The sequence below is a fragment of the Streptomyces puniciscabiei genome (assembly GCF_006715785.1).
In the GTDB taxonomy this organism is placed as follows: domain Bacteria; phylum Actinomycetota; class Actinomycetes; order Streptomycetales; family Streptomycetaceae; genus Streptomyces; species Streptomyces puniciscabiei.
The window spans coordinates 4,219,395-4,233,691 of sequence record NZ_VFNX01000001.1 but is presented as its reverse complement, the minus strand read 5'-3'; the positions used below and the strand labels follow the sequence as shown (position 1 = coordinate 4,233,691).

Sequence of the window (14,297 nt, the reverse complement as noted above, 5' to 3'; positions counted from 1 at the left end):
TCATCGCTCAACCGGATCCGGGGCAACCCGGCGGGCGATCCCGGCGTCTTTGTGGGCCGGAGCGCCCTCATGGGCGGAGATTCGGACACCGTAAAGTGGCACGGTCGCCCTCCGGGGCATGCCGCACAGTGACAAGGGGGAGGGCGATCGGATGCCGCAGACCGAGACACCGGGCACCGAGGGGGTCCCGCGTACCCGGCTGCGCTGGTGGACCGAGCTGCCACTGATCCTCCTCGTGTACGGCTGCTACTCGGCCGGCCGCCTCCTCGCCCGCGGCGACGTCTCCTCCGCCGTCGACCACGGCCTGGCGATCCTGCGCCTCGAGAAGGCCCTGCACCTCAACGCCGAGCACCCGCTCAACCGGCTGTTCACGCGCGAGCCCTGGCTCGGGGTGCCGTCCGACTTCTGGTACGCCTCACTGCACTACCTGGTCACGCCCGCCATCCTCATCTGGCTGTTCCGGGCCCGCGCCGAGCACTACCGGCGTGCCCGCACCTGGCTGATGACGTCCACGTTCATCGGTCTGATCGGCTTCACGCTGCTGCCGACCTGCCCGCCGCGGCTGCTGTCCGCCGGACACGGTTTCGTGGACACCATGGCGCACTACAGCTCGTACGGCTGGTGGGGAGGTGAGGCGAGCGCGCCGCGCGGCATGGGCGGGATGACCAACCAGTACGCGGCGATGCCCAGCCTGCACGTCGGCTGGGCGCTGTGGTGCGGTGTGATGCTGTGGCGGCACGGCGGCACGCGCGTGGCGAAGATCCTCGCCGTCCTCTACCCGCTGGGCACCGCGCTCGTGGTGATGGGCACCGCCAACCACTACCTCCTCGACGCGGTCGCGGGCATCGCCGTGATGGGCGTCGGCCTCCTGCTCGCGCCGCGCGTCATGCGGGTCCTGGACCTGCTCCGGGACCGCCTGTTCCCGCGCCGCACACCGGTCACGGACACCGCGGGCTCCGCCGTTGTCAGTGCCGGATGCCAGACTTCCGCGGGTGAGCGAATTCCACGGCAGCGCGATGCGCGGCTCGACGCCGGGGCCGAACCGGACGCCTCCCCCAGCGACGCGGGAGAAGGCGCTGCGGCACCGGCTCGCTGAGCTGCGCGGCCCCGACGTACCGGCCAAGGCCCTGGACGCGCGCGCCCTCGCGGCGCTCGCCGCGAACCCCGGGTGCGCACGGCGGGCGATCCTGGACGGCGCCGGGGTGGACAAGGCACGGCTGGCGAGCGCGCTGGGCGCGCCGTCCGCGTTCGGGCAGTCGCAGTTCGCGCTGACGCGCGGGAACGCGTTCGAGGCGAAGGTGAAGGCCGACGGCGGCGCGGAGCTGCTGCGGCTGGCCCACGCCCGCCTGGACCCGGGCGCCGAACCGCCGGAGGGGGCCGCCGTACCCGACCTGACCGCGCACGGCCCCGAGGGGCGCACGGCCCGTACGGCGCTGGCCCTGCGCGAGGCGACGCGGGCGGGTGGCTGGACGCTCCTCGACCACCCGATGCTGGCCCTGGACGTGGCGGGCTCGCTCGCCTTCCTGGAGCCGGACGCGGTGGTCGTGCACCCGGACGGCAGCTGGTCGGTGGTGGAGATCAAGTCCTTCCCGATGCTGGACGGTTCGGCGGACCCGGCGAAGGTCGGCGCGGCGGCCCGGCAGGCGGCGGTGTACGTGCTGGCGCTGGAGGAAGTGGCGGGACGGCTCGGCGCAGAGCCGCAGGGGCGCACCCATGACGGCGCTCCGGCTCCGCGCGTGCGTCACCGGGTGCTGCTGGTGTGCCCGAAGGACTTCTCCAACCTGCCCGCGGGATCCGCCGTCGACATCCGCAAGCAGCGCGCGGTCACCGCCCGCCAGATGGCCCGGCTCACCCGGATCGAGGAGATCGCCCAGGCCCTGCCCGAGGGCACGTGCTTCGCCCCGGGCCGGAGCGCCGAGGAGCTGACGGCGGCCGTGGCAGCGGTCCCGGCGACCTACGCGCCCGAGTGCCTGTCCGCGTGCGAACTGGCCTTCCACTGCCGGGAACGCTCCCGCGAGGAGGGTGCCGTCACCCGGCTCGGCCGCCCGCTGCGGGCGGAACTGGGCGTTCTGACCACGGTCGAGGACGTCCTCGCGGCGGCCCGCGGCGAGAGCGGCGACCCGGACGACCCGGCGGTCGCGGCCCTGCGCCGGGCAGCCGCCCTGCGCGCCGAGGCGCTGGCAGGTGCGCGGGCCCGTACGGACACGCCCCACCCGGAGGTCGCCCCGTGTCCCTGATCGCCACCCTCGCCCGGCTCGAGGCCGTCAGCAGCGGACGCGCCCAGCCCGTCGCGACCGTCCGGCACCGCCATGTGTCGACGCACCCCCTCGTGTTCGTGCCGCTCACCACGGCCGGTGAGGCGGGCGCCCCGCTCGGCGCCCTGGTCGGCACCGACCGGGACCGGCCGCGCCTGCTGGTCGTGCCGCAGCCCCGCGACCGCGACCTGCGCTTCTCCTTCCTCGCCGACCTGGCCGACGTCGTCCTGCCGTACATCGACTCCTACGCCGGCTCCGTGGAGGCGGCCGAGCGCACCGAGACCGACCCGGAGACCGGCAAGCGGGTCAAGGTGGAGGTGGAGCTGTGCGCGGACGCCCCCCAGCTGATCGTGCCGAGCCGGGCCGGCCTGGAGTTCGTACGGCTGCTGGGCCGCTCGATGCGGTTCCGCCGGACCGCCGAGCAGGACCCGGAGGCGCCCCATCCGGCGCCGCCCCGGGTGCCGCTGCTGGGCCGCTGGCTCACCCACTACGGCGAGCGGTCCCGCGTCCCCGGTTCCTCCCTCCTGCTGGCCCTGACCGATGTGCTGTCCCGGCACTGGGCGACCGGCCAGTCCGGCCTGGAGGACCAGCACCTGGGCGCGCTGCTCGCCTGGATCGACCCTCCGCGGGGCGAATCCGGCGCCGAGGCCGCGCGCCGGGCCGAGCTCGCCCGGGACGCCGCCGGCCAGCTGCTGTGCCCGCCGGCCGGACCCGCCACCGACCCCGCGTTCGACAACAAGCTGCTGGCCCCCGCGATCGAGCGCTACGACCGCGCGCGCACCGCACTCGCCACCGCCGAGGACGCCCTGGCAGCCGACGGCCGGCTGGCCGCGCTCACGGCGGCCGAGCGGGAGATCCGCGACCTGGTGGAGAGCCGCACCCGGCCCACCTGGGACGCGGTGTGGCGGGGCCTGGACCTGCTGCGGGCGCTGCCGGAAGGGGCCCGTGTCGGGGAGCGCTGGACCCGCGACCGCTGGTCCTTCACCGGGCACCGCGACCGGGTGCTGGCGGGCGAGCCCCCGCAGCCGCGCCGGGACGACGCGGTGACGGCGGCGAACAAGCTGGCCACGCGCGAGCGCGAGCAGGCCCGCCTCGACGCGCAGGAGGCCCTGGACGACCCGCTGGTGATGGCGGGGCGGCGGCTGGCCGGGGAGGCGTTCGCGGGCGAGGTGACCGATGTCGTCATGGCCTACAGCGAGGGCAGGCGGCCGAGCCCCCGCCCGCTGGTGACGGTCCGCACCGACGACCGGCCGCATCTGGCCGAGCGCGCGAAGGTGTACCGCTCGCTGGGCGGCAAGCCGCAGTCGGCGGAGTTCGTCGGGTACGAGGGCTCCCCGGACGGGGGGGTGCTGGTCCTGCGCGTCCTGGACAAGATGGGCCGCGGCAAGGAGCCCGAGCCCGGTTCGGTGCCGGAGAAGGGCGACCGGATCTGCTTCACCCTGTTCGAGCACGAGCAGCGCGGCGGTGCGAAGCTGCCCGACCCGGAGGAGACCCCGTGGACGCACGGCGGCCCGCCGGGTGAGGCCGTGCCGGAGGCCGCCGATCCCATCACCGAGGAGGACGTGCTGTGACGACGGTCGGCTTCGACCCCGGGGCGGCCGCCGCCCGCGCCACCGACGCGATTCTGCGCGACACCCTGCACGGCAGCGAGCGCGGTGTGGTCGTGGACTCCCCGCCCGGCGCCGGCAAGTCGACGCTCGTGGTCCGCGCGGCCCTCGAACTGGCCGACGCGGGCCGCCCGTTGATGGTGGTCGCACAGACGAACGCCCAGGTGGACGATCTCGTCCTCCGGCTCGCCGAGAAGAACCCGGAGCTGCCGGTCGGCCGCCTGCACAGCAGTGACACCGACCCCTACGACAAGGCGCTGGACGACCTGCCGCAGGTCCGCACGTCCGCGAAGGCGGCAGAGCTGAACGGCCTGCCGGTGGTCCTCTCCACGGCCGCGAAGTGGGCGCACGTCACGGTGGACGAGCCCTGGCCGCACGCGATCGTGGACGAGGCGTACCAGATGCGCTCCGACTCCCTGCTGGCCGTGGCGGGCCTGTTCGAGCGGGCGCTGTTCGTCGGCGACCCCGGGCAGCTGGACCCGTTCGCGATCGTCGGCAGCGAGCAGTGGGCGGGCCTGTCGTACGACCCCTCGGCCTCCGCCGTGACCACCCTGCTGGCCCACAACCCCGGCCTCCCCCAGCACCGCCTCCCGGTCTCCTGGCGCCTGCCCGCCTCCGCGGCGCCCCTGGTCTCGGACGCGTTCTATCCGTACACCCCGTTCCGCAGCGGCACCGGCCACGACGACCGCCGCCTCGCCTTCGCCGTCCCCTCGGACGGCTCCGGCCCGGACCGGGTGATCGACGAGGCGGCGGAATCCGGCTGGGGCCTGCTGGAACTGCCCGCCCGGCACACCCCGCGCACGGACCCGGAAGCGGTACGGGCGGTGGCGAGGGTCGTCCGCCGTCTGCTGGACAGAGGCGGCGCGGCAACCTCCGAGCGCGCATACACCCCCGTCCCCCTCACCGCCGACCGCATCGCCGTCGGCACCGCCCACCGCGACCAGGCGGCGGCGGTCCGCACGGCGCTCGCCGAACTGGGCGTCGCGGACGTCACGGTCGACACCGCCAACCGTCTCCAGGGCCGGGAGTACGACGTCACGGTGGTCCTGCACCCGCTCTCCGGCCGCCCCGACGCCACCGCCTTCCACCTGGAGACCGGCCGCCTGTGCGTCCTGGCCTCCCGGCACCGCCACGCCTGCATCGTCGTCTGCCGCGCGGGCGTCGGCGACCTCCTGGACACCTACCCGTCCACGGAACCCGTCCAGCTGGGCACGCTGGTGAAGTTCCCGGACGGCTGGGAGGCGAACCACGCGGTGCTCGCGCACCTCGCGGAACACAAGGTGAACTGGCGACCATGACCGGCACCCCGCATCGGCCGGCGAACGCCGAGCACCGCCACATCGCCGGACGGAGTCCGGCACGCCGCCGGAGGCGGCCAACGGAAACAGCCCGGACGGCTGGGAGGCGAACCACGCGGTGCTCGCGCACCTCGCGGAACACAAGGTGAACTGGCGACCATGACCGGCACCCCGTGTCCGGTCGCCGGGCGCCGAGGCTCCTGGGGAGCAGCGGGTGAGCCAGCGGGATTGAGGGCCCCTTGCACAGGCGCGGGACAATGGACGGTGGCCCACCTGAAGGCGGTGCCGAGCGGACCGTACGAGGAGGAGACAAGACATGGCGGAGCCCACGCCGCGTCGTAACGAACCGCGGCTACGCCCCGCGCCTCTGATCTTCGAGCCCGCGGAGGCGGCCGGCGATCCCGAGCACTTCTTCGACCTGGAGTCGATCGAGGATCCGCGGGCGCTGCTGGCCAGGGCCACGGAGCTGACCCAGGCGTTCCGCGCGGCCGCCGACCGGGCCGTGGAGTTCCAGGCCGTCGCGGCGGCCCAGCTCGCCGACCCGCGCCGGTTCGACCGGCTGACCCCGGCGGACATCGCCGAGCGGGCGGAGTGGACCGAGGACTACGCGAAGAAGATGGTCGAGTACGGGCGGGATCTGATGCGGGGCAACGCCGAGGGACGGACGTACCCCGATCCCGTGTGACCCCGGGCCGCGTCAACCCCAGTCGTCAACGCCAACCTCTTGAGTAACCCGCCTGGCATATGCCAGGCGGGCAAGATACTCCTCCCCCAACCTCTCTGTCCCGGTTTTCGGCAACTCAGAAGAACGACTCGCTCACGCCCGGTACACCTGGGTGGCATGAGCAGCGCACCGAACGTCACCCGCGTCACCGCCGACGGCGTCGACTGGCTCGCCTCGGCGGGCACGTATCCGCGCAGCACCCTGGCCCTCTGGGAGGAGCGCCCGGACACCCCGGTCGCCCTGCCCTGCGGCACCGTCTTCGACGTGGTGAGCGCCCCCGCGATCTTCGGCCGCCGGATGCTGGACCGGCTGTGGGACGACGGCCCGGGCTCGGGCCCGGTCGCGGTGTTCCGGGGCCGGGTGCTGCTGTTCTCCGCGCCGGGCACGGCCCAGCGGCTGCCCTCGCTGCTGGCGTGGGAGGAGTGGGGCTCGAACCGTACGGAGGCGGTGCCGCCGCTGCTGTGTCACGGCACCGGCGACGCGGTGACCGTCCCGGCGCCGGCCGGCGGCGACACCCCCGGCGACTCCCGCTGGCTGGTCGCCCCGGACACGCGTCACCCTTGGCTGCCGGGGCCGGAGGTGCTCCTCTGGGCGGCCGTACGGGCGGCCCGCGCGGCGGTGCGGATATCGATTTTTCCTCCCGCCGACCAGGATGCTAAGGTCTACGACGTCAGCAGGCGCCGCTAGCTCAGTTGGTTAGAGCAGCTGACTCTTAATCAGCGGGTCCGGGGTTCGAGTCCCTGGCGGCGCACGATGACGATGGCGAGGCGTGTTCGCGGAAAGCGCGAACCGGCCTCGCCATCTCTGTTTTTGCGCGGCTTCGCCGTGCGTTGTGGGGGTTTCGCCACCCACACCCCCATCAGGTCGGTCCAGTGGCCGCAAGCCGGGAGTGGATCGGCGCGGTGGCCGTGGGCCGCAGGCGCATCGGTCCAGCGGCCCCAGCCGGAAGTGGATCAAGGCAGTGGCCGCAAGGCGGAAGTGGATCGGTCCGGGGCCGCAGGCCGCGAGCACATCGGTCCCGTCACCGCAGCCCAGACACACCCGGGCCCGTGGCCACAGGCCGCGAGCACACCCGTCCCGTCACCGCAGCCCAGAAACGCCCGGGCCCATGGCCGCAAGCCGAAGCGCACGGTCCACTGGCCGTAGGCCGTGAAACTCAGGCCGTGAAACTCAGCCCGTGACCCCCGGTGTGATCCTGACCGTCCAGGCGCCCGACGCCGTTCTGCCCTCGACCTCCACCTGGACGCCCTGTCCGGGGACGGTGAAGCTCTCGCCGAGGGCGACCGGGGCGTCGGCGAGGGCCGGGTAGACCGAGTTCTCCCAGCAGGCCTCGGTGTGCGGGTGGGCGTCGACGACCTCCACCGGGCCGCCGCCGGACTCCGCCCCGCTTCTGATCCGGTACACCAGGACGCCCTGCCGGCAGGTGGCCCGGTCGTTGCCGGCCGCTCCGCGCGCCTCGAAGCCCAGGGCGCTGTCGGGCCCGGTGCGCACGATCGCCAGCTTCACCCCGTGCCCGAGGCCGAAGGCCGGGGCGCCCGCCGTGCCCTGCACCGGGATGCCGGGGCCGGCCTCCAGCGGCTCCAGGGTCAGCCGGGTCGGCCGGGCGCCCCGCACGCACACCACCTGGCGCGGGTCGAGCCAGCCGAGTTTCCACTTGTGCCAGGCGAACAGGTCCGGGGACAGCCCGAACTGGCTGCCCATCAGGTCCCAGTCGCCGACGTAGGTGTCCCAGTCGCCCTTGCCGTCGACCGGGCGGTGGTAGAGGTCGGGCAGGTCGAACACATGGCCGGTCTCGTGGGCGAGGACCAGGCGGTCCGGCGGGTGCTTCTCGAAGACCGTGACGACGCGGTGGATGTCGGTGCCGTCCACATGGACGGGGGTGTCGAGGTTCACGACCTTCGTGGCGTCCGAGTCGACGCCGGGCGCGTCCGGGTCGGCGACGAGGTACACCACCTGGTAGCGGGAGAAGTCGACCTCCTTGTCGGCCACGGCGAACGCGTCCCGCAGATAGGCGGCCCGGTCCTCGGCGCCCCAGTCCCGTTTCATGGCGTACGCCGTGGACGGCCGGGGCATGCGCAGCCAGTGCCGCAGCGGGTGCGGGCGGAGGGTGAACCTGCCGTAGGAGGCCTGCTGGTAGTAGCGGCTGGTGGCCGGGAAGTGGTCGGCGGTCAGCTCGGCGGGGGTGGTGCGCGGGGTGGCGTCCGGGAAGGAGAGGAAGATCATCACGGCGTCGCGCACGCCGGTGGGGCGGGTGTAGTCGGAGTTCCAGGTGTCCACCCCCTCGGAGTGATGGGTGTCGGCCCGGTGCAGGACGCAGGGGGCCGTGGAGAAGGGCTCGGCGACCGCCGGGCCGCTGATCATCGAGGTCGCGGCGAGCGCCGACAGCGTGGTGCACACGGCGGCGGTGCTACGCAGCTTGGGCACGGCCTGACCTCCGGACGCGGTTCGCTGGACCCGCATCCAGATTGCTGGCGTTTGTCGCACTATGCCCTGTTCGCCTGCGCTACAAGGGTGAGTGCGCCCTCTGGATGCTCCGACGCGCTCCGGCGCTCGACACCCCGGTTCACTCACGGAACGTCACAACTGGTCGGGGGCCTGAAGAACCCGTCCACGTGCGGGCAGAAACGATCTGTCAGAAACTGTGCTCCGTCCGGGACACTGGACAGTGGCTGGAAGGGCCCGGGGCCAGCCTCTATGATCGGCACACTTTCCGGCACGGACAGGCACGGACACAGATCGAGTGCACTGCGGGAGCGAGCGGTGAGCGGAACGTCCGAAGGGCCGACGCCCGCGGCAGACCTCGACCGGTCAGCCGTCACAGACAGTGACCACACCACCTACCACCGTGTCTTCGCGGCCGCCCCGATCGCCATGGCCGTCGTGGACCGCGCCGGACTCGTGGCCGACGCCAACGCGGCCTTCGGCGAGCTGCTCGGCACCGATCCGGACGGGCTCACCGGGCGGGTCGCCGCCGACCTGGTGGACCTGGCCTCGGACACCCGCAGCTGGCACGCCTACCGCGAGGTGCTGCGCGGCCGGCAGGCGAAGCTGCGCTGCACCCGTCGGCTGAAGCACCCCGAGGGGCACTCGGTGTGGGTGCAGGTGACCGTGGCCCCCCTGAGCGGGGAGACCGGGGTGCTGCTGTCCGTCGCCGACATCAGTGCCCGTCGTGAACTCCAGGCGCGGCTACGGCACTTGCAGATGCACGACCCGGTGACCCGGCTGCCCAACCGCACACTGTTCTTCGAGCGGCTCACGGCCGCGCTGGAGGCGGAGTCGTACGAGCAGAGCGGCACCGGCCGGATCGGCCTGTGCTACCTGGACCTCGACGGCTTCAAGGCGGTCAACGACACCCTCGGCCACCGCGTCGGCGACCGGCTGCTCGCGGCCGTCGCCGAGCGCCTGACCCGGGTGGCCGACGAGGCCGGTTACGCCCGCGCGGTGACCCCGCTGGTGGCCCGGCTCGGCGGCGACGAGTTCGCGCTGCTCGTGGAGGACTCCACCGGCACCGAACAGCTCGCGGAACTGGCCGAGTCGGCGCTCAACGCCCTGCAGGAGCCCTTCGACCTGGCGGGCCAGCGCCTGTCGCTGACGGCGTCGATCGGCGTCGTGGAGCGGCACGCGGCGGGCACGACCGCGACCGGCCTGATGCAGGCGGCCGATACGACCCTGTACTGGGCGAAGGCCGACGGCAAGGCCCGCTGGACCCTGTTCGACCCCGAGCGCAACGCGCACCGGATGACCCGTCAGGCCCTGTCGTCCACCTTGCGCCCCGCCATCGACCGCGGCGAATTCGCGCTCGAATACCAGCCGTTGGTCGGCATGGAGGACGGCCGCCTCGCCGGGGTCGAGGCGTTGATCCGCTGGAATCATCCTCAGTTCGGCACACTGACGCCGAATCGGTTCATCGGACTGGCCGAGGAGGACGGCTCGATCGTCCCGCTCGGCCGCTGGGCGCTGCGGACCGCCTGCCGGCAGGCCCGCCGCTGGCAGCTGGACCACCCCGAGGAGCCGCCCATCTTCGTCAGCGTGAACGTGGCCGTGCGCCAGGTGTGGGACTCCGATCTGGTGGCCGACGTGGCGGAGATCCTCGCCGACACCGGACTGGCCCCGCATCTGCTCCAGCTGGAGCTGACCGAGTCGGCGGTGATGGGCTCGGCGGGCCGCCCGCTCCAGGCGCTGCAGGCCCTCAGCGACATGGGCGTGCGCATCGCCATCGACGACTTCGGGACCGGCTACTCGAACCTGGCGTACCTGAGCAGGCTGCCGGTGAAGGTGCTGAAGCTGGACGGGTCCTTCGTGCGCGGCTTCCAGTACGAGGAGGCGCCCAAGGGCGTGCCGCCCAATCCCGCCGACGAGGTCATCGTCGAGGCGATGATCCAGCTCGCCCACCGGCTCGGCATCACCGTCACCGCCGAGTGCGTGGAGACCTCGGCCCAGGCCACCCGGCTGCGCCGCATCGGCTGCGACACCGGCCAGGGCTGGCTGTACTCCCGGCCGGTGCCGCCGGATCGTATCTCCGAGCTGCTCGGCGAGCAGACCTACGTGGTCGGCAAGCAGTAGGCGTCCGCGATCAACGCGTAGGAGCGCAGCCTCAGTTCGCCGCGGTGGGCGTGCGAGACGAGCATCAGCTCGTCGGCGCCGGTGCGCTTGTGCAGGTCGTCCAGGCCGGAGCGGACCTCGTCGGCGGTGCCGTGCACGATGTTGGCCGTCCAGGAGGTGATGAACTCCTCCTCCATCGGACTGAACTCGTGCTTCTCGGCCTCGTCCGGGTCGGGGAAGAGGCCGGGCCGGCCGGTGCGCAGCCGGAGCATGTTGAGGGCCATCGCCCGGGTCTGGCGGCGGGCCTCGCGCGCGTCGTCGGTGGCGAGGGTGGAGACGCCGATGAGGGCGTAGGGCTCGTCGAGGACCGCGGAGGGGCGGAAGGTCTGCCGGTACAGGTCCAGGGCCGGGATGGTGTTCTGCGCGGAGAAGTGGTGCGCGAAGGCGAACGGCAGGCCCAGCATTCCGGCCAGGCGCGCGCTGAAGCCGGAGGAGCCGAGCAGCCAGATCGGCGGGCGGTGCGGGGACTGCACGCCGCCGGGGGTGGTGGCCTGGACGGGACCCGGGATCGCGTGGATGCGGCGGTACGGATGGCCGTCGGGGAAGTCGTCGTCCAGGAAGCGCGTGAGCTCGGCGAGCTGCTGCGGGAAGTCGTCGGCGCCCTCGTTCAGGGTGTCGCTGCGGCGCAGGGCCGCGGCCGTGGCGCCGTCCGTGCCGGGGGCGCGGCCGAGGCCGAGGTCGATCCGGCCCGGCGCCATCGCCTCCAGCGTGCCGAACTGCTCGGCGATCACCAGCGGGGCGTGGTTGGGCAGCATGACGCCGCCCGAGCCGAGCCGGATGCGGTCGGTGTGGGCGGCGAGGTGGGCGAGGATCACGGCGGGCGAGGAGGAGGCCACACCGGGCATGGAGTGGTGCTCGGCGACCCAGTACCGGTGGAAGCCGCGGGCCTCGGCGAACCGGGACAGCTCCACGCTGGTGCGCAGCGCGTCGGTGGCGGTACTGCCCGCGCCGACGGTCACCAGGTCCAGTACGGAGAGGGGGACGGGGGCGGTCCCGTGCGCGGTGCCCCGGATCTCGTCTGCCTCGTCAGCGGACACGGTGTGGGCCTCCTGTGTGTGGCGTGGGCTGTCCCGGGACCTAACAGGAGGCAGTCTCCGTTTATTCCGTCGATTCCGCGACGGCGCCCTCTCGGCCCGCCGGGACCCGCTCAGACCTGCACGATCGGTTCCCGGGTGAACAGCGTCCCCAGGGCCGGCGCGTTCACCCGCCGGTCGGCCAGCCTCAGCCCCTCCCACACCGTCACCTGGTTCGCGGTGAGCACCGGCTTGGACAGCGCCTTCTCCAGCAACGACAGATGCGCGGCCGTGTGCAGGGCCGTGTCCGGGAGCAGTACCGCCTCCGCGTCCGGCACGTCGGCCGCCCGGGCCAGCGTCAGCACGTCCTCCTCGCCCCACGTGCCGACCTCCGCCGCCGTGACGATCCCCGAGGAGCGCATCCCGGTCACCTCCAGGCCCCCGGCACGCAGGAAGTCGGCGAACAGCGCGGCGACGTCCTCCGGGTAGGTCGCGCCGACCGCGACCCGCCGTACCCCGATCTCCCGGGCCGCGTGCACGAAGGCGAACGACGTCGACGACGCGGGCATCCCGGCCAGCCGGGCGAGCGTGCGCACCTGCTCCTGGGCGCCCTCCCAGCCGTGCACGAAGCCGCCGCTGGTGCACGCCCACACCACCGTCTCGGCACCGGTCAGCCGCAGGCGCTCCATGCCCGCCGCGAGCCGTTCGGCGGAGCCCATCTCGCGCAGCGCCGCAACCCGGTGCGCGTCCTCGCCGATGTCGGTGTGGACCAGGTCCACCCGGATGTCGCTGCCCAGGAGCTGCTCGATGCGTGGATAGTCGTCCTCGGCGGAGTGGCCCGGGTAGAGGAATCCGAGTGCGGTCATGACCGTCCTTTTCCGTGTTCCGGCGTCGTTCCGGCGTCTTCAGCTTTCCTGCGTCTCTTCCGGCAGTTCCCGCGTCGCTTCCGGCAATGCGGGGGGCCAGACACGCGCGCTCTCGTCCAGCAGCGCCTGATACGGCCCCACGGCCCGGGTACCCAGCCGGCGCAGCGCAGCCCACATCGTGACCTGGTTGGCCGACAGCACGGGGATCCGCAGCTCGGCCTCCAGCTGGGGGATCACGTCGTACGTCGGCAGGTTGGTGCAGGAGATGAACAGCGCGTCGGCGGTGCCGGGGCGGACCGCCTGCCGGGCCATGGCGACGACGTCCCGGTACGGCACCCGCCAGATGTGCCGGGTCAGGCCCATGAAGGCGCACCCGGTGACCTCGACGCCGGCCTCGGCGACGAAGTCCTCCAGCGCCCGGGTCACGGACACGGTGTACGGCGTGACCAGCGCGACGCGCCGGATCCGCAGCTCGGCCAGGGCCTCCAGCAGCGCGCCGGAGGTGGTCACCGGGGGTGGGGCGCCCGCGAGGCTCATCGCCGCGCACATCGCCCGCTCCCCGGCGATCCCGCCGACGAAGCTGCCGGAGGCGCAGGCGTAGGCGACGGCCTCGGGCGCGACGGCGGTCAGCGCGCGCACGGCGTCGCCGAGGGTCTCGTGCTCGCTCACCAGACGGGCCAGGTCCAGGCTGACCTCGACCGGCACGAACGGGGTCCGGGTCAGATGCAGCGACACCTCGTCGGGCACCCAGCGCCACAGCTCGCGGTCGAGGGCGAAGTCGAAGGGAGCCACCACGCCGACCCCGCGCTGTGGGCGGGGGCCGCCGAGAAAGGAGACGTCCATGGCTGGCACCGGCCTCACGCTGGGAGACGAGTGGGCAACGGATCGCGAGTACGCCCGTGTTGACGAAGGTAGGTTCGGGTGCGAGCGTGGTCAATCCGCGGGTAATCCGCGCATGTCAGACGCTCGGAGCCGCCCCGTATGACGACCCTCCCGACCCTCCTGGTGCTGGACGCCGACCCGCCGCCGCGCCTCGGCCGGCTGACCGGACGCGCCCGGATCGTGCACACGGACGCCGCGCACCTGGCCGAGCGGCTGCCGCAGGCGGACGTGCTCCTGGTCTGGGACTTCGCCTCGCACGCGGTCCGCGAGGCCTGGCCCGGGCAGGGGCCCCGCCCGGCCTGGGTGCACACGGCGAGCGCGGGCGTGGACCACCTGATGGGACCGGAGCTCGCCGCGTCCGACACGGTGGTCACGAACGCGCGCGGGATCTTCGACCAGCCGATCGCCGAATACGTGGCGGCGCTGGTGCTGGCGGTCGCCAAGGACCTGCCGCGCACGCTGGAGCACCAGCGGGAGCGCACCTGGCGGCACCGGGAGGGCCGGCGGGTGGCGGGCACGCGCGCGTGCGTGGTCGGCTCGGGCCCGATCGGCCGGGCGATCGTACGCACCCTGAAGGCCCTCGGCGTGACGACGGCGCTGGTCGGGCGGGTGCCGCGGACCGGTGTCCACGGGCCGGCCGACCTCGACCGGCTGATCTCCCGCGCGGACTGGGTGATCGCGGCGGCGCCGCTCACCGAGGAGACGTACCGCATGTTCGACGGCCGCCGGTTCGGCGTGATGCAGCCCTCGGCGTTCTTCGTCAACGTCGGCCGGGGCCAGCTCGTCGACGAGGACGCCCTCGCCCACGCCCTGACCCGGCGCTGGATCACGGGCGCGGCCCTGGACGTCTTCACCAGCGAACCCCTCCCCGAGGACAGCCCGTTGTGGGGGCTTCCGGGGCTGATCGTCTCCCCGCACATGAGCGGGGACACGGTCGGCTGGCGGGACGAACTGGCCGCGCAGTTCGTGGAGTTGTACGAGCGGTGGGCGGCGGGCAGATCACTGGTGAACGTGGTCGACAAGAAACGCGGTTACGTCCCCGGTCACTGA

At 73.4% G+C, this 14,297-nt stretch carries 12 protein-coding genes and 1 tRNA gene; 9 read left to right on the top strand and 4 right to left on the bottom strand.

The genetic code is table 11. The features are described 5' to 3' along the window. Positions 1-151: 151 nt before the first annotated feature. From FB563_RS19560 to FB563_RS19530, 7 genes are all read left to right on the top strand, one after another. The gene (locus tag FB563_RS19560; RefSeq protein ID WP_055709467.1) at positions 152-1,096 is read left to right on the top strand and encodes a phosphatase PAP2 family protein; all 945 of its coding nucleotides are present in this window, start codon (positions 152-154) and stop codon (positions 1,094-1,096) included. Next, on the top strand, positions 1,017-2,237 hold the full coding sequence (locus FB563_RS19555) for a hypothetical protein (RefSeq protein ID WP_055709468.1): 1,221 nt from the start codon (positions 1,017-1,019) through the stop codon (positions 2,235-2,237). Before FB563_RS19560 ends, FB563_RS19555 begins: the two co-directional genes overlap by 80 nt. Further along, the gene (locus FB563_RS19550; RefSeq protein WP_055709469.1) at positions 2,228-3,826 is read left to right on the top strand and encodes a hypothetical protein; all 1,599 of its coding nucleotides are present in this window, start codon (positions 2,228-2,230) and stop codon (positions 3,824-3,826) included. Before FB563_RS19555 ends, FB563_RS19550 begins: the two co-directional genes overlap by 10 nt. Then, the gene (locus FB563_RS19545; RefSeq protein ID WP_055709470.1) at positions 3,823-5,160 is read left to right on the top strand and encodes an AAA domain-containing protein; all 1,338 of its coding nucleotides are present in this window, start codon (positions 3,823-3,825) and stop codon (positions 5,158-5,160) included. The genes FB563_RS19550 and FB563_RS19545 overlap by 4 nt, the downstream gene beginning before the upstream one ends. A 316-nt stretch (positions 5,161-5,476) precedes the next feature. After that, positions 5,477-5,845 (top strand): hypothetical protein, encoded by a 369-nt coding sequence (locus FB563_RS19540; RefSeq protein WP_055709471.1) that lies wholly within the window; start codon positions 5,477-5,479, stop codon positions 5,843-5,845. A 156-nt stretch (positions 5,846-6,001) separates the two neighbouring features. Then, positions 6,002-6,571, top strand: coding sequence for a bifunctional DNA primase/polymerase (locus tag FB563_RS19535; RefSeq protein ID WP_063797152.1), 570 nt, complete (start codon positions 6,002-6,004; stop codon positions 6,569-6,571). Beyond that, positions 6,562-6,635: transfer RNA gene (locus FB563_RS19530), tRNA-Lys, on the top strand. The genes FB563_RS19535 and FB563_RS19530 overlap by 10 nt, the downstream gene beginning before the upstream one ends. Before the next feature lie 419 nt (positions 6,636-7,054). On the opposite strand, the gene FB563_RS19525 is transcribed toward FB563_RS19530, so the two are convergent. Beyond that, positions 7,055-8,344: a M6 family metalloprotease domain-containing protein gene (locus FB563_RS19525; RefSeq protein ID WP_055708246.1), complete on the bottom strand. Its 1,290-nt coding sequence runs from the start codon at positions 8,342-8,344 to the stop codon at positions 7,055-7,057. Positions 8,345-8,644: 300 nt separating this feature from the next. On the opposite strand from FB563_RS19525, the gene FB563_RS19520 reads away from it, so the two are divergent. Then, on the top strand, positions 8,645-10,447 hold the full coding sequence (locus FB563_RS19520; RefSeq protein ID WP_055708247.1) for a putative bifunctional diguanylate cyclase/phosphodiesterase: 1,803 nt from the start codon (positions 8,645-8,647) through the stop codon (positions 10,445-10,447). On the opposite strand, the gene FB563_RS19515 is transcribed toward FB563_RS19520, so the two are convergent. The 3 genes from FB563_RS19515 to FB563_RS19505 all read right to left on the bottom strand — a co-directional run bounded on the left by FB563_RS19515 (position 10,426) and on the right by FB563_RS19505 (position 13,208). After that, positions 10,426-11,523: an LLM class flavin-dependent oxidoreductase gene (locus FB563_RS19515; protein WP_055708248.1), complete on the bottom strand. Its 1,098-nt coding sequence runs from the start codon at positions 11,521-11,523 to the stop codon at positions 10,426-10,428. The two genes, FB563_RS19520 and FB563_RS19515, sit on opposite strands and share 22 nt — an antisense overlap. A gap of 110 nt (positions 11,524-11,633) precedes the next feature. Continuing rightward, a complete protein-coding gene (locus FB563_RS19510; RefSeq protein WP_055708249.1) occupies positions 11,634-12,365 on the bottom strand; it encodes a maleate cis-trans isomerase family protein in 732 nt (243 codons plus the stop codon). 39 nt (positions 12,366-12,404) lie between these two features. Beyond that, the gene (locus tag FB563_RS19505; protein ID WP_055708250.1) at positions 12,405-13,208 is read right to left on the bottom strand and encodes a maleate cis-trans isomerase family protein; all 804 of its coding nucleotides are present in this window, start codon (positions 13,206-13,208) and stop codon (positions 12,405-12,407) included. A 138-nt stretch (positions 13,209-13,346) separates the two neighbouring features. On the opposite strand from FB563_RS19505, the gene FB563_RS19500 reads away from it, so the two are divergent. Further along, positions 13,347-14,297, top strand: coding sequence for a D-2-hydroxyacid dehydrogenase (locus FB563_RS19500; protein WP_055708251.1), 951 nt, complete (start codon positions 13,347-13,349; stop codon positions 14,295-14,297).

Excerpts from the sequence above, each read along its gene's own strand:
- FB563_RS19560 (WP_055709467.1), top strand. The coding sequence starts at position 152 with ATGCCGCAGACCGAGACACCGGGCACCGAGGGGGTCCCGCGTACCCGG.
- FB563_RS19555 (WP_055709468.1), top strand. The coding sequence starts at position 1,017 with ATGCGCGGCTCGACGCCGGGGCCGAACCGGACGCCTCCCCCAGCGACG.
- FB563_RS19540 (WP_055709471.1), top strand. The coding sequence starts at position 5,477 with ATGGCGGAGCCCACGCCGCGTCGTAACGAACCGCGGCTACGCCCCGCG.
- FB563_RS19535 (WP_063797152.1), top strand. The coding sequence starts at position 6,002 with ATGAGCAGCGCACCGAACGTCACCCGCGTCACCGCCGACGGCGTCGAC.
- FB563_RS19525 (WP_055708246.1), bottom strand. The coding sequence starts at position 8,344 with ATGCGGGTCCAGCGAACCGCGTCCGGAGGTCAGGCCGTGCCCAAGCTG.
- FB563_RS19510 (WP_055708249.1), bottom strand. The coding sequence starts at position 12,365 with ATGACCGCACTCGGATTCCTCTACCCGGGCCACTCCGCCGAGGACGAC.
- FB563_RS19505 (WP_055708250.1), bottom strand. The coding sequence starts at position 13,208 with ATGGACGTCTCCTTTCTCGGCGGCCCCCGCCCACAGCGCGGGGTCGGC.
- FB563_RS19500 (WP_055708251.1), top strand. The coding sequence starts at position 13,347 with ATGACGACCCTCCCGACCCTCCTGGTGCTGGACGCCGACCCGCCGCCG.